Source organism: Streptomyces parvulus (assembly GCF_014648855.1).
Classification (GTDB): domain Bacteria; phylum Actinomycetota; class Actinomycetes; order Streptomycetales; family Streptomycetaceae; genus Streptomyces; species Streptomyces parvulus.
This window is the reverse complement of sequence record NZ_BMRX01000007.1, coordinates 230,925-250,000: the sequence shown is the minus strand read 5'-3', so window position 1 is coordinate 250,000 and position 19,076 is coordinate 230,925. Positions and strand designations below refer to the sequence as shown.

16 protein-coding genes and 1 pseudogene are annotated in these 19,076 nt (G+C 73.7%); 12 read left to right on the top strand and 5 right to left on the bottom strand.

The features are described from left to right. Positions 1 to 73: 73 nt before the first annotated feature. Positions 74 to 265 (bottom strand): type 2 periplasmic-binding domain-containing protein, encoded by a 192-nt coding sequence (locus IE108_RS15315; RefSeq protein WP_064730564.1) that lies wholly within the window; start codon positions 263 to 265, stop codon positions 74 to 76. Positions 266 to 350: 85 nt separating this feature from the next. Then, positions 351 to 527: pseudogene (locus tag IE108_RS35240) on the bottom strand (tartrate dehydrogenase); the annotation flags it as partial. A 316-nt stretch (positions 528 to 843) separates the two neighbouring features. Here IE108_RS35240 and pcaDC point away from each other — a divergent pair. Genes pcaDC through IE108_RS15290 form a run of 4 tightly spaced genes read left to right on the top strand, consistent with a single transcriptional unit; the run spans position 844 to position 4,146 of the window. Next, the gene (pcaDC, locus tag IE108_RS15305; protein ID WP_064730565.1) at positions 844 to 2,166 is read left to right on the top strand and encodes a bifunctional 3-oxoadipate enol-lactonase/4-carboxymuconolactone decarboxylase PcaDC; all 1,323 of its coding nucleotides are present in this window, start codon (positions 844 to 846) and stop codon (positions 2,164 to 2,166) included. 43 nt (positions 2,167 to 2,209) lie between these two features. Then, positions 2,210 to 2,845, top strand: a complete 636-nt coding sequence (locus IE108_RS15300; RefSeq protein ID WP_064730566.1) for an MBL fold metallo-hydrolase — start codon at positions 2,210 to 2,212, stop codon at positions 2,843 to 2,845. A gap of 54 nt (positions 2,846 to 2,899) precedes the next feature. Then, entirely contained in the window at positions 2,900 to 3,679 is a 780-nt protein-coding gene (locus IE108_RS15295; protein WP_064730567.1) for an exodeoxyribonuclease III, read from the top strand. A gap of 59 nt (positions 3,680 to 3,738) precedes the next feature. Next, positions 3,739 to 4,146, top strand: coding sequence for a DUF6278 family protein (locus IE108_RS15290; RefSeq protein WP_064730568.1), 408 nt, complete (start codon positions 3,739 to 3,741; stop codon positions 4,144 to 4,146). A gap of 215 nt (positions 4,147 to 4,361) precedes the next feature. Here IE108_RS15290 and IE108_RS15285 read toward each other — a convergent pair whose 3' ends face one another. Further along, on the bottom strand, positions 4,362 to 5,120 hold the full coding sequence (locus IE108_RS15285) for a hypothetical protein (protein ID WP_064730569.1): 759 nt from the start codon (positions 5,118 to 5,120) through the stop codon (positions 4,362 to 4,364). 148 nt (positions 5,121 to 5,268) lie between these two features. Between IE108_RS15285 and ggt the strand changes: the two genes are divergently transcribed. Beyond that, positions 5,269 to 7,074: a gamma-glutamyltransferase gene (gene ggt / locus IE108_RS15280; RefSeq protein ID WP_064730570.1), complete on the top strand. Its 1,806-nt coding sequence runs from the start codon at positions 5,269 to 5,271 to the stop codon at positions 7,072 to 7,074. A gap of 10 nt (positions 7,075 to 7,084) precedes the next feature. Here the strand turns inward: ggt and IE108_RS15275 are convergent, their stop codons facing one another. Both IE108_RS15275 and map read right to left on the bottom strand, forming a co-directional pair. Beyond that, a complete protein-coding gene (locus IE108_RS15275) occupies positions 7,085 to 9,613 on the bottom strand; it encodes an ATP-dependent Clp protease ATP-binding subunit (protein WP_064730571.1) in 2,529 nt (842 codons plus the stop codon). A gap of 133 nt (positions 9,614 to 9,746) precedes the next feature. Continuing rightward, positions 9,747 to 10,523: a type I methionyl aminopeptidase gene (map, locus tag IE108_RS15270; RefSeq protein ID WP_064730572.1), complete on the bottom strand. Its 777-nt coding sequence runs from the start codon at positions 10,521 to 10,523 to the stop codon at positions 9,747 to 9,749. Positions 10,524 to 10,586: 63 nt separating this feature from the next. Between map and IE108_RS15265 the strand changes: the two genes are divergently transcribed. The 7 genes from IE108_RS15265 to hydA all read left to right on the top strand — a co-directional run bounded on the left by IE108_RS15265 (position 10,587) and on the right by hydA (position 19,065). Further along, entirely contained in the window at positions 10,587 to 10,838 is a 252-nt protein-coding gene (locus tag IE108_RS15265) for a helix-turn-helix domain-containing protein (RefSeq protein WP_064730573.1), read from the top strand. Positions 10,839 to 10,947: 109 nt separating this feature from the next. After that, positions 10,948 to 12,711, top strand: coding sequence for a hypothetical protein (locus tag IE108_RS15260; RefSeq protein ID WP_064730574.1), 1,764 nt, complete (start codon positions 10,948 to 10,950; stop codon positions 12,709 to 12,711). 178 nt (positions 12,712 to 12,889) lie between these two features. Then, positions 12,890 to 13,732 carry a nitrilase-related carbon-nitrogen hydrolase gene (locus tag IE108_RS15255; protein WP_064730575.1) on the top strand — a complete coding sequence of 281 codons (843 nt, stop codon included), beginning with the start codon at positions 12,890 to 12,892 and terminating at the stop codon, positions 13,730 to 13,732. Beyond that, a complete protein-coding gene (locus IE108_RS15250; protein ID WP_064730576.1) occupies positions 13,729 to 15,012 on the top strand; it encodes an aspartate aminotransferase family protein in 1,284 nt (427 codons plus the stop codon). The genes IE108_RS15255 and IE108_RS15250 overlap by 4 nt, the downstream gene beginning before the upstream one ends. A 31-nt stretch (positions 15,013 to 15,043) precedes the next feature. Then, entirely contained in the window at positions 15,044 to 16,690 is a 1,647-nt protein-coding gene (locus tag IE108_RS15245; RefSeq protein ID WP_064730577.1) for a PucR family transcriptional regulator, read from the top strand. 114 nt (positions 16,691 to 16,804) lie between these two features. Next, positions 16,805 to 17,647 (top strand): nitrilase-related carbon-nitrogen hydrolase, encoded by an 843-nt coding sequence (locus IE108_RS15240; RefSeq protein ID WP_064730578.1) that lies wholly within the window; start codon positions 16,805 to 16,807, stop codon positions 17,645 to 17,647. Positions 17,648 to 17,661: 14 nt separating this feature from the next. Then, positions 17,662 to 19,065 carry a dihydropyrimidinase gene (gene hydA / locus IE108_RS15235; protein ID WP_064730579.1) on the top strand — a complete coding sequence of 468 codons (1,404 nt, stop codon included), beginning with the start codon at positions 17,662 to 17,664 and terminating at the stop codon, positions 19,063 to 19,065. Positions 19,066 to 19,076: the final 11 nt, after the last annotated feature.

Sequence of the window (19,076 nt, the reverse complement as noted above, 5' to 3'; positions counted from 1 at the left end):
TCCCCGCCTCGCGGTCCGGAGGCCGTTCCCCGTCCGGGTCCGTCGCACGGGCCGGCCGGGTGCTCGGCGCGGCTCATGCCCCCTGGCTCAAGCGGGCCGGCAGGCGGGCGGCGAGGTGGCCGATCAGCTCGGTGACCCGACGGGGGACGCGTCCGTCGTCCTCGACCAGGGCGTAGATGTCGGCCGCGGGGGTCGGGACACCGGGGAGGACGCGGACCAGATCGCCGCGCTCGATGAGGGGACGGACCTGCCATTCGGAGCGCATGACCAGGCCGCTCCCCTCCAGGGCCCCGCCGCACTCGAAGGAGGCTTCCCCACAGCGAGACGTGGTCCGGGACGACCTCGGGCCGGCCGACCGCACCGAAGAAGAGGGCGTCGAACGCGCCGAGCACGTCCCGCCAGTCCTCGGGCAGCATCGTGCCGTGCTCCAGCCAGTAGTCGGCGCTGGCGAAGTCGAACTCGGTGACGTCGAGGGCGAATCCGTGCGCCCCGGCGGCGGCCCGCAGACAGCGCAGGCCCTCGGGCACGACCTCTCGGCCGATCCCGTCCCCCGGAATCGCGGCGATGCGGTAGGTCTTCGGCACGGAACCACTCCTCGGCCCAGATGTTCGACGTGCGCGTCCGGCGACGGGCGCCCTCTTCCGGGCGTCGCTCCGGAGCGCGGCTGGCCCCACCCTGGCCAGCGGCGACACCTGTTACAAGGGTGTGAACGGCAAGGTAGGTTTTCGCCCAGGGAAAGACGGGCGGCCGGCCGCCGGGCCGACGAGCCGGGCCGGAGCGGCGCCGCGGCGCGGAATTCCCCCGGCTGTGTGAGATCTCGTGGGACGTGAGAGGGTCGGAGCCGTGAGTGAGACACCGCCGAACACCCTGCAATACCGCTTCGACGGGCCCGAAGACGCCCCCGTCCTCATCCTCGGCCCCTCACTGGGCACCACCTGGCACATGTGGGACCGGCAGGTGCCGGAGCTGTCGCAGCACTGGCGGGTCTTCCGGTTCGACCTGCCGGGGCACGGCGGCGCCCCGGCCCACCCGGCGGGGTCCGTCACCGAGCTGACCCGGCGGCTGCTCGCCACGCTCGACGGGCTCGGCGTGCAGCGGTTCGGCTACGCGGGCTGCGCGTTCGGCGGCGCGGTCGGCATGGAGCTGGCCCTGCGCCATCCCGAACGCCTCGCCTCGCTCGCGCTGATCGCCGCCTCGCCGCGCTTCGGCACCGCCGACGAGTTCCGCCAGCGGGGCGTCATCGTCCGCACCAACGGGCTCGACCCCATCGCCCGCAGCTCGCCGGAGCGCTGGTTCACCGGCGGGTACGCCGCCGCCCAGCCGGCGATCACCGAGTGGGCCGTGCAGATGGTGCGGACCACCGACCCCGGCTGCTACATCGCCGCCTGCGAGGCGCTCGCCGCCTTCGACGTGCGCGGCGAACTCGGCCGCGTCGGCGTCCCCACGCTGGTCCTGGTCGGCTCCGACGACCAGGTCACCGGCCCCGCCGAGGCCCGCACCCTGGTCGCCGGCATTCCCGACGCCCGCCTCGCCGTCGTGCCCGGCGCCTCCCACCTGGTCCCGGTCGAGCAGCCGGCGGCCGTCACCGACCTGCTGGTGCGGCACTTCAGCACCGCCTGGCAGAGCCCGCACGACTCCGCCTCCACGGGGCAGATCCCCGTCCAGGCCCCCGTCGCCCAGCCCGTCGCGGTCCCCCCGCAGCCCGCCCTCGCCCCGCCCGCCCAGGCCGCGCCCATCGCCGAGATCGCCCCGGCGCCCGCGGTGCCGCGCCAGGGAGCGGGCCGGCCCGACCCGTACGACGCGGGGCTCAAGGTGCGCCGCGAAGTGCTCGGCGACGCGTACGTCGACCAGGCGCTCGCGCGGGCCGACGAGTTCTCGGGGGACTTCCAGGAGCTGCTCACCCGGTACGCGTGGGGCGAGGTGTGGGACCGGCCGGGCCTGGACCGGCGCGCCCGCAGCTGCGTCACGCTCACCGCCCTCGTCGCCGGCCGCCACACGGACGAACTCGCGCCCCACCTCAGGGCCGCTCTGCGCAACGGCCTCACCCCGGGGGAGATCAAGGAAGTACTCCTCCAGGCCGCCGTCTACTGCGGCGTACCGGCGGCGAACAGCGCCTTCCGGGTGGCCCAGCAGGTCATCCGCGAGGAGACGACCCCCCAGGAGTGAGCGCCGCCGCCGCCTCCGCCCCGCGCGGCGGCAGGATGGGGGCATGAAGCTCACCAAGAAGTCGCATTCCTGCGTCCGCCTCGAAAAGGACGGGCGGACGCTCGTCCTGGACCCCGGCGGGTTCAGCGAGGAGGACGCCGCCGTCGGCGCGGACGCCGTGCTCGTCACCCACGAGCACCCCGACCACTTCGACGAGCGGCGGCTGCGCGCCGCCATGGAGGCGGACCCGGCCACCGAGATCTGGACGCTGAGGTCCGTCGCGGAGCAGCTCACCGCGGCGTTCCCGGGCCGCGTGCACACCGTCGGCCACGGCGACACCTTCACCGCCGCCGGATTCGACGTCCAGGTCCACGGCGAGCTGCACGCCGTGATCCATCCGGACATCCCGCGCATCACCAACATCGGCTTCCTCGTGGACGACGGCAAGGTCTTCCACCCCGGCGACGCCCTCACCGTCCCGGACCGGCCCGTCGAGACGCTGATGCTCCCCGTGATGGCCCCGTGGAACAAGATCTCCGAGGTCATCGACTACGTCCGCGAGGTGCGGCCGCGGCGCGCCTACGACATCCACGACGCCCTCCTCACCGACCTCGCCCGCCCGATCTACGACCGGCAGATCGGCGAGCTGGGCGGCGCCGAGCACCTGCGGCTGACCCCGGGCGGCTCCGCACGGCTCTGAGGGGCCCGGTGGTCGGAAGCCGCGTTGTCGGTGGCGCCCGGTAGGTTGTGGGACATGCGCATCGCGACCTGGAACGTGAACTCGATCACCGCCCGCCTGCCGAGGCTCCTCGCCTGGCTGGAGAGCAGCGGCACCGACGTGCTCTGCCTCCAGGAGGCCAAGGTCGCCGAGGCGCAGTTCCCCTTCGACGCGCTGCGCGAGGCGGGCTACGAGGCCGCCGTGCACGCCACCGGCCGGTGGAACGGCGTGGCGGTGCTCTCCCGCGTGGGCATCGCCGACGTGGTCAAGGGCCTGCCCGGCGACCCGGGGTACGAGGGCGTCCAGGAGCCCCGCGCGATCTCCGCCACCTGCGGCCCGGTCCGCGTGTGGTCGGTCTACGTGCCCAACGGCCGCGAGGTCGACCACCCGCACTACGCCTACAAGCTCCAGTGGTTCGAGGCCCTGCGCGCGGCCGTCGAGGGCGACGCCGCCGGCGACCGCCCCTTCGCCGTGATGGGCGACTACAACGTGGCGCCGACCGACGAGGACGTCTACGACCGCGCCGCATTCGAGGGCGCCACCCACGTCACCCCGGCCGAGCGGGCCGCCCTCGCCTCCCTGCGCGGGACCGGCCTGTCCGACGTGGTCCCGCGCCCGCTGAAGTACGACGTCCCGTTCACGTACTGGGACTACCGCCAGCTCTGCTTCCCCAAGAACCGCGGCATGCGCATCGACCTGGTCTACGGGAACGGGGCGTTCGCCAAGGCGGTCACCGACTCCTACGTCGACCGCGAGGAGCGCAAGGGCAAGGGCGCCTCGGACCACGCGCCGGTCGTGGTCGACCTCGACGTGTGAGCGCGCCGGGCCTGCGCGCCCAGTGGTGCGCGGGGCGGTACGAATGACAGTGTGGAGGTATGAACTTCCCCTTCCTGGGCAGGCGGCGCGAAGATCCCCGGGCGCATGACGCCGAGGGCATCGGCGAGCTGCTCGCCGACTGTGATCTGCTGCGTTCGCAGGCACTGCGGGAGGGGGTCCGACTCGACGACTCCGCGGTCTCGTTGGAGCAGTTGGACCAGATCCTGCCGCGCTGGCGCGCCGACGAGGAGATCCAGACCTGGCTGGGCAACGACGCGGGGCTGTACCTCGGCACGGTCATCGTGCGCACCGTGCTCGGCGCCGCCTGGGCCATCCGCTCCGACGGCCAGCCGGTCGTCCGGCTCGCCTCCGGCCGGGAGTTCGACGTGGTGGCGTCCGGTCACGCCTGGGCGGCCGACGGCGCGCCCGAACTCTCCCAGCTGTACGGGGAAGTCGCCGAAGCCTGAGTCCTCGGCCCGATAATCGCCTTAAACCGGGCTCATGCCCGAATGGTGCGTGTCGTTGGCATGTATGCCCTTTGTCTCGGTACGTTGCATGGGTCAGGGCACACGAACGCACAGGGGGAGTCGCAGGGTGCAGCCGGAGATCACTGCTCGCCCGGCACAGCGGACACCGCGCGCCGGCGTCCGCGGGCGAGGAGAAGGTCAGCTGCACACACCCCCTACGCCCGGTGGGAGTTGCGGGCGGTCGGTGCCGGTGCCGGCAGGGGGCTTGTCGCCGCCCGGGTGACGTCCCCGACGAGTTCGACGACGTCCGGGCCGTACGCCTGGGAGTTGACCACCTTCAGCAGGAGCACGAAGGAGCTGGTGCCGTGTTTGCGGGCCAGCTTCTCGTGGTGCCGGGCGAGGTAGCGGGTGGCCGCCTGGTTGGTGATCGCCCGCTGTCCGCAGAACAGGAAGGCGGGCCGCGCCTCGCGCCGGTCGCCCGCGGTGAGCCGCGCCAACAGGACGTACTCCGTGGTACCCGCCTCCAGCCGGTAGCGCTCGCCGCCGATCTGGAAGGCGCCGCGGTCCGGACCGGGCTCGGGGTCCACATTGACCCGCACCCCGGGCAGCATGGCCGCCATGTGGGCGACCATGCGCCGGTTCGAGCCGGGGCCGCCCACGCAGAACTCCGTGCGCTCGCCGAAGCCCTGGGCGACCATGTCCTGCGTCACCACCTGCATGTGCGCGCCGCAGTCCTTGATCAGCGCCGCCAGCTCCAGCAGCGCGAAGACGTCGAAGCGGTGCACCGCCGGCTCGGTCGCGGCCGGGTCGCGGTTGACCACCAGCAGCGATTCGGAACTCTCCGGCAGCCCGAAGAACGCCTGCTTGCGGCGGAGTCTGCGCCGGGACAGGTAGGTGCGGGTGAACCAGCCCAGCGCGGCGCTGATGCCCGCCGCGATCACACCCAGGACGATGTTGCGTACGTCGTCGCTCATGGGCGCGCATGCTAGCGGGCGTCGGCGTACCGGTGTTCGACGGGCGCCCGCCGCCCCCTCCGGACACCGGACACCGGTCCCTCGTACCCCTGACGCGACCATGACGATCAACTAAGCTGCCCGAACGGCTTTTTCCCTGGAGGTGCGGATGCGTCGCCCTGTCGCACGGAATCTGACGGTCCTGGCGGTCTCGGCCGCCGTGGTGGTGTCCGTGGGGGCCGCGGCGCCGCCCACACCCCACGGCGCCCCCGGCGCCCCGAAGACCCCGGTCGCCGTCGGCTACGGCGGGGCGGTGGCCAGCGTCGCCCCGGACGCCTCCGCCGCCGGCATCGAGGTCCTGCGCAAGGGCGGCAACGCCGTCGACGCCGCCGTGGCCACCGCGGCCGCGCTCGGCGTCACCGAGCCCTACTCCGCGGGCGTCGGCGGCGGCGGGTACTTCGTCCACTACGACGCCAAGTCCCGCACGGTGCGCACCATCGACGGCCGCGAGACCGCACCCCGCACCGCCGACGCGAACCTCTTCACCGAGAACGGCAAGCCCATCCCGTTTTCGGACGCCGTCAGCAGCGGCCTCGCCGTCGGCACCCCCGGCACCCCCGCCACCTGGCAGCGCGCCCTCGACCGGTGGGGCACCCGGAAGCTCGCCTCCGTACTCGAACCCGCCGAGCGGCTGGCCCGCCACGGCTTCACCGTCGACGACACCTTCCGCTCCCAGACCGCCGCCAACGAACAGCGCTTCCGCTACTTCCCGGACACCGCGGAACTGTTCCTGCCCGGCGGCGAACTCCCCGTCGTGGGCTCCACGTTCAAGAACCCGGACCTCGCGCGGACCTACCGGGAGCTGGGCCGCGAGGGCGTCGGCGCGCTCTACCGCGGCGAGCTGGGCGAGGACGTCGTGGCCACCGTCAACAAGCCGCCCGTCGACCCGGACTCCGGCTGGAACGCCCGCCCCGGCGACCTGTCCGCCGAGGACCTCGCCGCCTACGAGGCCGAGTTCCAGGCGCCCACCAGGACCTCGTACCGCGGCCTGAACGTGTACTCCATCGCGCCCTCCTCCTCCGGCGGCACCACCGTCGGCGAGGCGCTGAACATCCTGGAGCGCACCGACCTCTCCGAGGCGAGCAAGGCCCGGTACCTGCACCGCTTCATCGAGGCCAGCCGCATCTCCTTCGCCGACCGCGGCCGCTGGGTCGGCGACCCCGCCTTCGAGGACGTCCCCACGAGGGAACTGCTCTCCCAGCGCTACGCCGACTCGCGCGCGTGCCTGATCAAGGACGACGCGGTGCTCACCAGCCCCCTCGCGCCCGGCGACCCCCGGCACCCCGCCGCGTGCGCGGGCGGCGGCACGGCGGCACCGACGACGTACGAGGGCGAGAACACCACGCACCTGACGGTGGCCGACAAGTGGGGCAACGTCGTCGCCTACACGCTCACCATCGAGCAGACCGGCGGCAGCGGCATCACCGTGCCCGGCCGCGGCTTCCTGCTCAACAACGAGCTGACCGACTTCTCCTTCGCCCCGGCCAACCCGGCCGTCCACGACCCGAACCTGCCCGGACCGGGCAAGCGCCCGCGGTCCTCGATCGCGCCGACCGTCGTCCTGGACCGCCACCACAAGCCGGTCGTCGCCGTCGGGTCGCCCGGCGGCGCCACCATCATCACCACCGTGCTCCAGACGCTCACCGGCTTCATCGACCGCGGTCTGCCGCTGGTGGACGCCATCGCCGCCCCGCGCGCCAGCCAGCGCAACGCCGCCCAGACGGAACTCGAACCCGGCCTCTACGACAGCCCGTTGCGCGGGCGTCTGGAGGCGCTGGGCCACTCCTTCAAGGAGAACCCGGAGATCGGCGCCGCGACCGGCGTCCAGCGGCTGCCCGACGGCAGGTGGCTGGCCGCCGCCGAGAAGCAACGGCGCGGCGGCGGCTCGGCGATGGTGGTGCGCCCGGCGCGCTAGCGGGCGGCCGTCACAGTTCGGGGACGGGCCGGTCAGGCGTACGGAACGCCAGCCGCCCGTCCTCGACGTCGACCGTCACCCGGCCGCCCTCCGCGACCCGGCCGTCGAGCAGCAACCGGGAGAGCTGGTTGTCCACCTCGCGCTGGATGGTGCGGCGCAGCGGGCGGGCGCCGTACTCGGGCTGGTAGCCGCGCTCGGCGAGCCAGTCCACCGCCGCGTCGGTGAACTCGACGGTGACGCCCTGCGCGTGCGCCATGCGCCGGGTCTGCTCCAGGAGCAGGCTGGTGATCTGCCGCAACTGCTCCCCGCTGAGCTGGCGGAAGACCACGATCTCGTCGACGCGGTTCAGGAACTCGGGCCGGAAGTGCTCGCGCAGCGGACGCAGCACCTGCTCGCGCCGCGCCTCCTCGTCCGCCTCCGCGCCGCCGGACCCGAAACCGATGCCCGCGCCGCGCCGGGTGATCACGTCCGAGCCGAGGTTGCTGGTCATCACGACGACCGTGTTGGTGAAGTCCACGGTCCGGCCCTGCGAGTCGGTCAGCCGGCCGTCGTCCAGGACCTGGAGCAGGATGTTGAAGACGTCGGGGTGCGCCTTCTCCACCTCGTCGAGCAGGAGCAGCGAGTACGGGTGCCGGCGCACCACCTCGGTGAGCTGGCCGGCCTCCTCGTGCCCGACGTAACCGGGCGGGGCGCCCACGAGGCGGCTGACCGTGTGCCGCTCCTGGTACTCGCTCATGTCGAGCCGCACCATCCGGTCCTCGCTGCCGAACAGCGCCTCGGCCAGCGCCCGGGCCAGCTCCGTCTTGCCGACGCCGGTCGGTCCGAGGAAGAGGAAGCTGCCGATCGGCCGGTCCGCGCTGGAGAGCCCGGCGCGCGAGCGCAGCACGGCGTCCGATACGACCCGCACCGCCTCCTCCTGGCCGACCACGCGCTCGTGCAGATGCGACTCCAGGCCCAGCAGGCGGTCCTTCTCCTCCTGGGTGAGGCTGCTGACCGGGATGCCGGTCTGCCGGGACACCACCTCGGCGATCGACTCGGTGCCGACGACCAGGTTGAGCCCCTCGTCGGCCTCGCCGTCGCCCGTGGCCTCGGTGATGCGCTGCTTCAGCTCGCCGATGCGGTCGCGCAACTGGGTGGCCTGCTCGTACTGTTCGTCCGCGACGGCCTGGTCCTTGTCCCGGACCAGCTGGTCCACCTGGCGCTCCATGGTCCGCACGTCGGTTCCCTTGGTGCGCGACCGGAGCCGGACGCGGGCGCCGGCCTGGTCGATCAGGTCGATGGCCTTGTCGGGCAGCCGGCGGTCGGTGAGGTACCGGTCGGACATCTGCACGGCGGCCACCAGCGCCTCGTCGGTGTAGCGGACCTGGTGGTGCGCCTCGTACCGGTCGCGCAGGCCGCGCAGGATCTCGATGGCGTCCGCGGGGGTCGGCTCGGGCACCAGGATCGGCTGGAAGCGGCGGGCCAGGGCCGCGTCCTTCTCGATCCTGCGGTACTCCTCCAGCGTGGTGGCGCCCACGATGTGCAGCTCACCCCGGGCCAGCGCCGGCTTGAGGATGTTGCCGGCGTCCATGGAACCGCCCTCGCCGCCCCCGCCGGCGCCGACCACGGTGTGCAGTTCGTCGATGAAGATGATCAGTTCGTCGGAGTGGGCGCGGATCTCGCCGACGATGTTGTTCATCCGCTCCTCGAAGTCGCCCCGGTAGCGGGTGCCCGCGACCACGCCGGTCAGGTCCAGGGCGACCACGCGGCGGCCGAGCAGCACGTCGGGGACGTCGGCGTCGGTGATGCGCTGCGCCAGCCCCTCCACGACGGCGGTCTTGCCCACGCCCGCGTCGCCGATCAGCACCGGGTTGTTCTTGCCCCGCCGGGAGAGCACCTCGACGGTCTGCTCGATCTCGTCCTCGCGCCCGATCACCGGGTCGATCCGGCCCTGCTGCGCCAGGTCGGTGAGGTCGCGGCCGTACTTGTCCAGGGTCGGCGTGTTCGTGGCCCGCGCGCTCTCGGGACGGGCCTTGCCGGTCTCCGGCGGCTCCGTGGGCAGGCCCGAGGGCGCGAACCGGGCCGCGTTCAGGATGTGCCCGGCGGCCGAGTCCGGGTTGGCGGCCAGGGCGCTGAGCACGTGCTCCGGGCCGATGTATCCGGTGCCGGTCGACCGGGCCAGCTCGTGCGCGTCCAGCAGCGCCCGCTTCACCGCGGGCGTGAGCGAGAGCGACGTCGGCGGGGGTGCCTCGCCCGGCGCGTGCTGGGCGGGGCCGGTGCGCTCGTCGATCTGCGACGCCAGGGAGTCGGGGTCGGCGCCGGCGCGGCTGAGCAGCCCCCGGGTCGGTTCGGTGGCGAGCGCGGCCCGCAGCAGGTGCTCCGTGTCCAGGTCCCGGCTGCCGTGCTCGGCGGCGTACTGGGCGGCGCCGCGCACCAGCTCCCGCGCGGGCTGGCTGAGCAGCCGGCCGATGTCGATCTGCCGGGGCTTCGGCCCGCCGAAGAAGCGTGCCAGGAATTCCGCGAACGGGTCGCCCTCCGGGCCCATGAAGCCGCTGGTCATCGTGTCCGGCCCTCCGCTGCTTCGCTGATCGGCGTACCGGAGCCGGGTAACCCGGGCGGCGCGCGTTCATGCCCAACATGTCACGTTATGTGCCGGTGGGCATGTTCGCGGGGGCGGGCGGAGGTCAGTGGTCCTAGAGGCCGTCCCGTGCGGTCAGGACGCGCGGGCCGGCGTCGGTGACGGCCACCGTGTGCTCGACGTGCGCGGCGCGGGAGCCGTCGTTGGTGCGCAGGGTCCAGCCGTCGGCCGCCGCGTGGTAGTCGTCGCGGCCGCCCGCGATCAGCATGGGCTCGATGGCGAGGACCATGCCGTGGCGCAGCGGCATCCCGCGCCCCGGCCGGCCCTCGTTGGGCACGCCCGGGTCCTCGTGCATCCGGCGGCCGATGCCGTGGCCGCCGAAGTCGTCCATGATGCCGTAGCCGCCCGCCCGGCAGACCGTGCCGATCGCGTGCGAGATGTCGCCGATGCGGTTGCCGACGACGGCCGCCGCGATGCCCGCCGCCAGGGCCCGCTCGGCGGTCTCGACCAGGGTGACGTCCGCCTCCCGCGGCGTGCCCACGACGAAGCTGATCGCCGAGTCGCCGGCCCAGCCGCCGAGGGTCGCTCCGCAGTCGAGCGAGACGAGGTCGCCGTCGCGCAGCCGGTAGCCGTCCGGGATGCCGTGCACGATCGCGTCGTTCACGGAGGCGCAGACGACGGCCGGGAAGGGGGTCGGCGCGAAGGACGGCCGGTAGCCGAGGAACGGGGAGCCGGCCCCCGCCTCCTTCAGTACGTCGTGGGCCACCGCGTCCAGCTCCAGCAGGGAGACGCCCACGCCGGCGGCCTCGCGGGCGGCGGTCAGGGCGCGCGCGACGACCTGGCCGGCCTTGTGCATCGCCTCGATCGATGTGTCTGTCTTGAGTTCCACCATGCCAATTACTATACCGGTATTTGAATTGGGTCCGGTACGGGAAGCCGGTATTACAATGCCGGTATGGTGCGCACCCCCCTGACCCCCGAAGAGCACGAGCGCGGCGAGCGCCTCGGCCGGCTGCTGCGCGAGGCCCGCGGCGAGCGGAGCATGACGGAGGTGGCCGCCGAGGCCGGCATCTCCGCCGAGACCCTGCGCAAGATCGAGACCGGCCGAGCGCCGACCCCGGCGTTCTTCACGGTGGCCGCGCTGGCCCGCGCGCTGGGGCTGTCCATGGACGAACTGGCGGGGCTCTGCGTCCTGGCCGGGGTGTGAGCGGTGACGCCACCTGCCGAAAACTCCCCGTAGCGGTGCCGTAACACGGCTGGTGTTCTCTACGTGACCGGACCGACCGGAGTCCTCCGGCCGGGGCGGGAGGCGAACCATGGCCGCGGAACAACTGCCGGGTGGCGTCGGGGACTTCACCCGGTACCTGACGGGGCTGCTGGCGCGACTGGACCAGGGCGCCGGCTGGTGCGGGGTGTTCTGGCGGCGCGACTCCGACGGCATGCGCGCCTGTCTCGACGGGCGCGAGATCCCGCCCTGGGACGTGGTCGAGGCCCTGCTCCAGGACTTCGGCGAGCGGTACGGCGCCCTTGCCGCCGGGGCCGAGGCGGGCCCCGCCCGCGCGCTGTACGCCGCCGCGCTCACCGCGTACGACGCCCTGCAGGGCGCGCGGGAGGCCCTCGTCGACCGGCTCGACGTCATGCTCCGCGAGCAGCGGTACGCCGGGGAGCGCGCGGCCCGGCTGACCCGGACGCTCACCCACCCCGACACCACCCCGGAGACGGGCGGCGCCCTCCGCCTCGACCTCGCCTGGGCCCGCGACGACCACACCCGGGCGACGGCCCGGTGCGCGGAGCTGAGGGCGCGCCTGGCCGCATTGGACGCGGCCCGGCGGGGGAGCGGGGGCCACCCGGCGGACGCCGGGCCGACGGTCCCGGCGACCGGGGCCGCGCCGGGGGTACCGGCCGACGATCCGTCCGGGCATGCGCGGCGCCCCGAGGACTCGGTCTGGGACCTCCACGGGTCGGCGGCCCGTGGGGGTCTGTCCGGCGCCGCCGTCGCCGCGCCAGGGGTCGGGTCCGCGGGGCCCGTACCCGCTCCTGTCGACGGCGGCATGCCCGCAGTGGAGGCCGGGGGGTGCCGGAGTCACGAGGCGACCCCGCCCGCCGACCACCCGCCCGCGGACCATCCGGCGCGCTCGCCCGTCGTGGCGCCTTGGAGCGCCGGGTCCGCAGAGCAGCGGACCGGCGGACACCCGCCCGCCGACCGCTCCGCACCCCCACCTGCCGGTGGGCCCCCGCGGAGCGTCGCCCCCGCCGAACACCCGGCGCCCCTGCCCGCCGCCACCTCCCCGAGCGCCGACCCCGCCGGCCACCCGGCGCCCTCGCCACCCGGTCCCGAACCCACGCACGACCCCACCCCCACCCCCAAACAACGCCGACGTCGCCGAGGCGGCGCCCGTTTCGCCGGAGCCGTCGACGTGGATGTCGAAGTGGGCGTGAGTGGAGTCCCCTCCGGGCCGGTGCCCGTGCCGGAGGGGCCAGGGCCGCGTGGGGCGCGATTCGCGGGAGGCGCCGGATCGGGGGACGAGGAAGCCGTGCCGGTGCCGGGGGAGGACGACCGGGGAGCCGTCGACGCGCTCGTCGAGGAGCTGGCGCGGTTGCGGGCTGCCGGACTCAGCGGCGCGGCGCACGCCCTGCTGGCCGAGGCGGCCCTCGGACCCGCCCCCCGCTTCCCACTGCTCGCCGCGCGCCTGGAACGGGCGGGACTCGGCGCCGACTGGGCCACGCTGCTGTGGGAGACCGCCGCGCTGCCCGCGGACGCGCTGGCCGCCGTCGCCGACGCGCTCGCCCGGGCCGGGCGGCAGTCCGACGCCGAACAGGTCCTGCGGCAGGACGTCGTGCGGCCCGCCGCACAGACCGGCGCCGCCGTCCTCGGCCTGGCCGCCGAGGGCCGGCACCGCGAGGCCCGCGCGCTCCTCGACGCCTGCGTCCGCGCCCGCACCCCGCAGGACGCCGCCCGCGGCGCCGCGGCGGACCCCGAGGCGCTGGTGCCCCTGCTCCTGGAAGCGGCCCGGGGCGTCTCCGCCCGGTGCCACCGGGACCTCGTCCACGCCCTCCGCGTCGCCGGGTTCACCCCATGAAATCCGCCCCCGTGGCCCCACCGGTCCCACCAATCACCCACAGGAGTGCGAAAAGCGATCGACACCGCGCCGTGGCGACGATGGTCTTGGCAAGCCCGTCCGGCCAGGCTTACGTTCGTCCCTCTACGGCCTGCTCTACGGGCGTAGAGGCTCTGACGTCGCGTCGAAGGAGCAGCTCATGGCCAACGTCGTACGTGCCGCTCTCGTCCAGGCCACCTGGACCGGCGACACCGAGTCCATGGTGGCGAAACACGAGGAGCACGCCCGCGAGGCGGCCCGCCGGGGAGCCCAGGTCATCGGCTTCCAGGAAGTCTTCAACGCCCCCTACTTCTGCCAGGTCCAGGACCCCGAGCACTACCGCTGGGCCGAGCCCGTGCCGGACGGCCCGACCACCCGCCGCATGCAGGACCTCGCCCGCGAGACCGGCATGGTGATCGTCGTCCCCGTCTTCGAGGTCGAGCAGTCCGGGTTCTACTACAACACCGCCGCCGTGATCGACGCCGACGGCACCGTCCTCGGCACGTACCGCAAGCACCACATCCCGCAGGTCAAGGGCTTCTGGGAGAAGTTCTACTTCCGCCCCGGCAACCTGGGCTGGCCGGTCTTCGACACGGCCGTCGGCAAGGTCGGCGTGTACATCTGCTACGACCGGCACTTCCCGGAGGGCTGGCGCCAACTCGGCCTCGGCGGCGCCCAGCTGGTCTACAACCCCTCCGCCACCCACCGCGGACTCTCGGCCCACCTGTGGCAGCTCGAACAGCCCGCGGCGGCCGTCGCCAACGAGTACTTCGTCGCCGCGATCAACCGGGTCGGCCAGGAGGAGTACGGGGACAACGACTTCTACGGGACCTCGTACTTCGTCGACCCGCGCGGGCAGTTCGTCGGCGGCACCGCCAGCGACACCAAGGAGGAACTCCTCGTCCGGGACCTGGACTTCGGCCTCATCGACGAAGTGCGGCAGCAGTGGGCCTTCTACCGCGACCGCAGGCCCGACGCCTACGAGGGGCTGGTGCGGCCGTGACCCGCGACCTGCTCGGCCGCCACCGCGCCGTCCTGCCCGAGTGGCTCGCCCTGTACTACGAGAACCCGCTGGAGATCACGCACGGCGAGGGCCGGCACGTCTGGGACGCCGCCGGCAACAAGTACCTCGACTTCTTCGGCGGCATCCTCACCACCATGACCGCGCACGCCCTGCCCGAGGTGGCCAAGGCGGTGAGCGAGCAGGCCGGGCGGATCATCCACTCCTCGACCCTCTACCTCAACCGGCCCATGGTCGAACTCGCCGAGCGGATCGCCCACGTGTCCGGCATCCCCGACGCCCGGGTCTTCTTCACCACCTCCGGCACCGAGGCCAACGACACCGCCCTGCTGCTCGCCACCGCGTACCGGCGCAGCAACACGATCCTGGCGATGCGCAACAGCTACCACGGCCGCTCCTTCAGCTCGGTGGGCATCACCGGCAACAGCGGCTGGTCCCCGACCTCGCTGTCCCCGCTCCAGACCCTGTACGTGCACGGCGGCGTCCGCACCCGCGGCCCCTACGCGCACCTGGACGACCGCGACTTCGTCGCCGCCTGCGTCGACGACCTGCGCGACCTCCTCGGCCACACCCGCGCCCCCGCCGCGCTGATCGCCGAGCCCATCCAGGGCGTCGGCGGCTTCACCTCCCCGCCCGACGGCCTGTACGCCGCCTTCCGCGAGGTGCTGCGCGAGCGGGACGTCCTCTGGATCGCGGACGAGGTGCAGACCGGCTGGGGCCGCACCGGCGAGCACTTCTGGGGCTGGCAGGCCCACGCGCACAACGGTCCGCCGGACATCGTGACCTTCGCCAAGGGCATCGGCAACGGCATGTCCGTCGGCGGCGTCGTCGCCCGCGCCGAGATCATGAACTGCCTGGACGCCAACAGCATCTCCACCTTCGGCGGCACCCAGATCACCATGGCGGCGGCCCTCGCCAACCTCAACCACGCCCTGGAGCACGACCTCCAGGGCAACGCCCGGCGCGTCGGCGGACTCCTCCTCGAACGGCTGCGGGCCGTCGCCGCCCAAGTCCCGCACGTACGCGAGGTCCGCGGGCGCGGGCTGATGCTGGGGATCGAGCTGACCCGGCCCGGCACCGACGAGGCGGCGCCCGAGGCGGCGGCCACCGTGCTGGAGGAGGCCCGCGCGGGCGGCCTGCTCATCGGCAAGGGCGGCGGCCACAACACCAGCGCCCTGCGCGTCGCCCCGCCGATGTCCCTCACCGTCGCGGAGGCCGAGGAGGGCGCCGCGATCCTCGAACGCGCCCTGCGGAGCATCTGACAGCAGCGTCCCGAGCAGAGGAAACGCCGCCATGACCGCCACCCCGGCCACCTCCGGCACCCCCGCCGTTCCGGCCCAGCAGCCCTGGGAACCCGCCCTGTCGGTCCGCCAGGTCCTCGGCCTGGAGCGGGTGCTGGCCGGACAGCCCGAGGTGGTGGCCGGCGCCCACCGGCTCGACCGGCCCGTGCGGTGGGTGCACGTGGCCGAGGCCGCCGACGTCGGCGTCATGCTCAGCGGCGGCGAGATGGTCCTCACCACCGGGGTGCTGCTCGCCGGGGACGAGGACAAGCAGGGCGAGTACATCCGCTCCCTGCACCGGGCGGAGGCCGCGGCCGTCGTGCTCGGACTCGGCCGCGCCTTCCCCGCCCCGCCGGACGTGATGCGGCGGGCGGCCGACCGGTGCGGGCTGCCCATGGTCGTCCTGCACCGCCCCTTCCCCTTCGCCGAACTCACCGAGGAGGTCCAGTCCCGGCTGCTGCGGCGCAAGTTCGCCGCCGTCAGCCTCTCCGAGGCCGTACGCACCGAACTCACCGGCCTGATCACCGCGGGCGCCCCCGTGCAGCGCCTGCTCGACGAGGTGGCCCGGCACGGCGGCTGCCCCGTCGTCGTCACCAACCTCGCCCACCGCGTCCTCGCCACGGCGGGGGAGCGGCCCGCCGTCGACGACGTGCTCCGGGACTGGGAGCGCATCGCCCGCCAGGCCGGGGCCGGCACCGCCGACGGCTGGATCCGCGCCGAGCTGACCTGCCGGGGGGAGCGGTGGGGCCGGCTGGTGCTGTGCGGCTACCGCGGCGACCGGGCCGCCGGACGGCTCCTGGCCGAGCGCGCCGCCGAGGCCCTGGTCCTGCACCGGCTGCTCGGCGGCGGCGACGGACGGCGCGGCGCCGGCCCCGGCAGCGCCGGCGGGACCTGGGACTCCCCGGGCTCCTGGGAGGAGCAGTCCGCGCGGAGCCTGCTCACCGACCTGGTCAGCGGGGCCGTTCCGGCGCGGCAACTGCTGCCCCGGGCGCGGGCCGCCGGACTGCCCGTCAACCGGCGCGTCTTCGTACCGCTCGTCGTCGGCGCTCGGGACACCGCACGGCTGGATCGGGTGCTGCGGCTGCTGGGCCTGCCCGGGATCGTCGCCGGCCTCGCGGACGACCGGGCCGCCGTCCTGCTCAGCCTCGCGCCCGACCAGGACGCCAGGGCGCTCACCGCCCACTTCGCCGCCCGGCTCCGGTCGGCGGCGGACGCCGCGCACACCGTGGTCGCGGCCGCCGACGCCCGCGCCGACTGGGCCGACGTCCCGGCCGGCCTGCGCGAGGCGCAGCAGGTCGCCGACGCCGTGGCCGACTCCCCGGCCGCCCTCGAACTGCCGCCCGTGGTGCGGCTGCGCGACGTCCACCTGCGCGGACTCGTCCGGCTGCTGCGCGACGACCCGCACGTCCAGTCCTTCGCCGAACGGGAGCTGGACGGACTGCTCCAGGGTCCCGACGGGGACCTGCTGTCCGTGCTGCGCACCTACCTCGCCACCGGCCGCAACAAGTCCCGCACCGCCCAGCTCCACCACGTCTCCCGGCCCGCCCTCTACCGCCGGCTGGAGGCGATACAGGGCCGCCTCGGCGTCGACCTCGACGACTTCGAACAGGCCGCCTCCGTCCACATCGCGCTCCTCGCCCACGACGCACAACAGGGGTGACACCGTGCAATGCCCGACCCCCGCGGACGTGACACCGTGCCAGTCGAACCGGCCGCCGGCGCTCCCTAGGCTCGCCCCACACCGAGCGCCACACCGAGCGAGTGGAGGCCGAAGATGAGCCGAGTGATCCGTGCCGCGCTCTTCCAGACCGCCTGGACGGGCGACAAGGAGTCGATGATCCGGGTCCACGAGCAGGCGGTCCGCGACGCCGCCGCCCAAGGGGCCCAAGTGCTGTGCTTCCAGGAGCTGTTCTACGGGCCCTACTTCTGCCAGGTCCAGGACCCCGAGTTCTACGCCTACGCCGAGCGCATCCCCGACGGCCCGGTCGTCGAGCGCTTCCAGCGGCTCGCCCGCGAGCACGGCATGGTCCTGGTGCTCCCGATGTACGAGGAGGAGCAGCCCGGCGTCCTCTACAACACCGCCGCCGTGCTCGACGCCGACGGCTCCTACCTCGGCAAGTACCGCAAGACCCACATCCCGCAGGTGCGCGGCTTCTGGGAGAAGTTCTACTTCCGCCCCGGCAACTCCGGCTGGCCGGTCTTCGACACCGCCGTCGGCAAGGTCGGCGTCTATATCTGCTACGACCGGCACTTCCCCGAGGGCTGGCGGGCGCTGGGCCTCCAGGGCGCCGAGGTCGTCTTCAACCCCTCGGCGACCTCCCGCGGCCTCTCCGGCTACCTCTGGCAGCTGGAGCAGCCGGCGGCGGCCGTCGCCAACGAGTACTTCGTCGGCGCCATCAACCGCGTCGGCGTCGAGGAGTACGGCGACAACGACTTCTACGGCACCTCGTACTTCGTCGACCCCGAGGCCCGGTTCGTCGGTGAGGTGGCGAGCGACAAGGAGACCGAACTCGTCGTCCGCGACCTGGATCTGGCCAAGCTGCGCGAGGTCCGCGACCGCTGGCAGTTCTACCGGGACCGCGCGCCCGGCGCGTACTCCCCGCTGACCGCGCCCTGACTGGAGGGAACAGCATGAGCAGCCGTACCGTCGTCCGCGGCGGCCTCGTCATCACCGCGTCCGACGAGATCCACGCCGACGTCCTGATCGAGGACGGCCGCGTCGCCGCCCTCGCCGCCACCGGCACGCGGGCCGCCGACGCCTTCACGGCCGAACGCGTCATCGACGCCACCGGCAAGTACGTCATCCCGGGCGGCGTCGACGCACACACCCACATGGAGATGCCCTTCGGCGGCACCTACGCCGCCGACACCTTCGAGACCGGCACCCGCGCCGCCGCCTGGGGCGGCACGACCACCATCGTCGACTTCGCCATCCAGAGCGTCGGCCACTCCCTGCGCGAGGGCCTCGACGCCTGGCACGCCAAGGCCGAGGGCAACTGCGCGATCGACTACGGCTTCCACATGATCGTCTCCGACGTGAACCAGGAGACGCTCAAGGAGATGGACCTGCTGGTCGAGGAGGGCGTGACCTCCTTCAAGCAGTTCATGGCCTACCCCGGCGTCTTCTACTCCGACGACGGCCAGATCCTGCGGGCCATGCAGCGCGCCGCCGGCAACGGCGGGCTCATCATGATGCACGCCGAGAACGGCATCGCCATCGACGTCCTGGTCGAGCAGGCCCTCGCCCGCGGCGAGACCGACCCGCGCTTCCACGGCGAGGTCCGCAAGGCCCTCCTGGAGGCCGAGGCCACCCACCGCGCCATCAGGCTCGCCCAGGTCGCCGGCGCGCCCCTCTACGTCGTGCACGTCTCCGCGACCGAGGCGGTCACCGAGCTGATCCGCGCCCGCGACGAGGGCCTGAACGTCTTCGGCGAGACCTGCCCGCAGTACCTGTTCCTGTCCACCGACAACCTCGCCGAACCGGACTTCGAGGGTGCCAAGTACGTGTGCAGCACCCCGCTGCGCCCGCGCGAGCACCAGGCGGCGCTGTGGCGGGGCCTGAGGACCAACGACCTCCAGGTGGTCTCGACCGACCACTGCCCCTTCTGCTTCAGCGGTCAGAAGGAGCTGGGCCGCGGCGACTTCTCCAAGATCCCCAACGGGATGCCGGGCGTCGAGAACCGCATGGACCTGCTCCACCAGGCCGTCGTCGACGGGCACATCGGCCGCCGCCGCTGGATCGAGATCGCCTGCGCCACCCCGGCCCGCATGTTCGGCCTGTACCCGAAGAAGGGCACCATCGCGCCCGGCGCCGACGCCGACATCGTCGTCTACGACCCGCACGCCGAGCAGGTCATCTCCGCCGGGACCCACCACATGAACGTCGACTACTCGGCGTACGAGGGCAAGCGCGTCACCGGCCGGGTGGAGACCGTGCTCTCGCGCGGCGAACCGGTCGTCACCGAGCGGGAGTACACCGGACGCAAGGGCCACGGCGTCTACACCCCGCGCTCCACCTGCCAGTACCTGAACTAGGAGCGGTGCCC

Excerpts from the sequence above, each read along its gene's own strand:
- IE108_RS15300 (WP_064730566.1), top strand. The coding sequence starts at position 2,210 with ATGAAGCTCACCAAGAAGTCGCATTCCTGCGTCCGCCTCGAAAAGGAC.
- IE108_RS15275 (WP_064730571.1), bottom strand. The coding sequence starts at position 9,613 with ATGACCAGCGGCTTCATGGGCCCGGAGGGCGACCCGTTCGCGGAATTC.
- map (WP_064730572.1), bottom strand. The coding sequence starts at position 10,523 with ATGGTGGAACTCAAGACAGACACATCGATCGAGGCGATGCACAAGGCC.
- IE108_RS15265 (WP_064730573.1), top strand. The coding sequence starts at position 10,587 with ATGGTGCGCACCCCCCTGACCCCCGAAGAGCACGAGCGCGGCGAGCGC.
- IE108_RS15240 (WP_064730578.1), top strand. The coding sequence starts at position 16,805 with ATGAGCCGAGTGATCCGTGCCGCGCTCTTCCAGACCGCCTGGACGGGC.
- IE108_RS15315 (WP_064730564.1), bottom strand. The coding sequence starts at position 265 with ATGCGCTCCGAATGGCAGGTCCGTCCCCTCATCGAGCGCGGCGATCTG.
- IE108_RS15255 (WP_064730575.1), top strand. The coding sequence starts at position 12,890 with ATGGCCAACGTCGTACGTGCCGCTCTCGTCCAGGCCACCTGGACCGGC.
- IE108_RS15260 (WP_064730574.1), top strand. The coding sequence starts at position 10,948 with ATGGCCGCGGAACAACTGCCGGGTGGCGTCGGGGACTTCACCCGGTAC.
- IE108_RS15295 (WP_064730567.1), top strand. The coding sequence starts at position 2,900 with ATGCGCATCGCGACCTGGAACGTGAACTCGATCACCGCCCGCCTGCCG.
- IE108_RS15245 (WP_064730577.1), top strand. The coding sequence starts at position 15,044 with ATGACCGCCACCCCGGCCACCTCCGGCACCCCCGCCGTTCCGGCCCAG.
- ggt (WP_064730570.1), top strand. The coding sequence starts at position 5,269 with ATGCGTCGCCCTGTCGCACGGAATCTGACGGTCCTGGCGGTCTCGGCC.
- IE108_RS15290 (WP_064730568.1), top strand. The coding sequence starts at position 3,739 with ATGAACTTCCCCTTCCTGGGCAGGCGGCGCGAAGATCCCCGGGCGCAT.
- hydA (WP_064730579.1), top strand. The coding sequence starts at position 17,662 with ATGAGCAGCCGTACCGTCGTCCGCGGCGGCCTCGTCATCACCGCGTCC.
- IE108_RS15285 (WP_064730569.1), bottom strand. The coding sequence starts at position 5,120 with ATGAGCGACGACGTACGCAACATCGTCCTGGGTGTGATCGCGGCGGGC.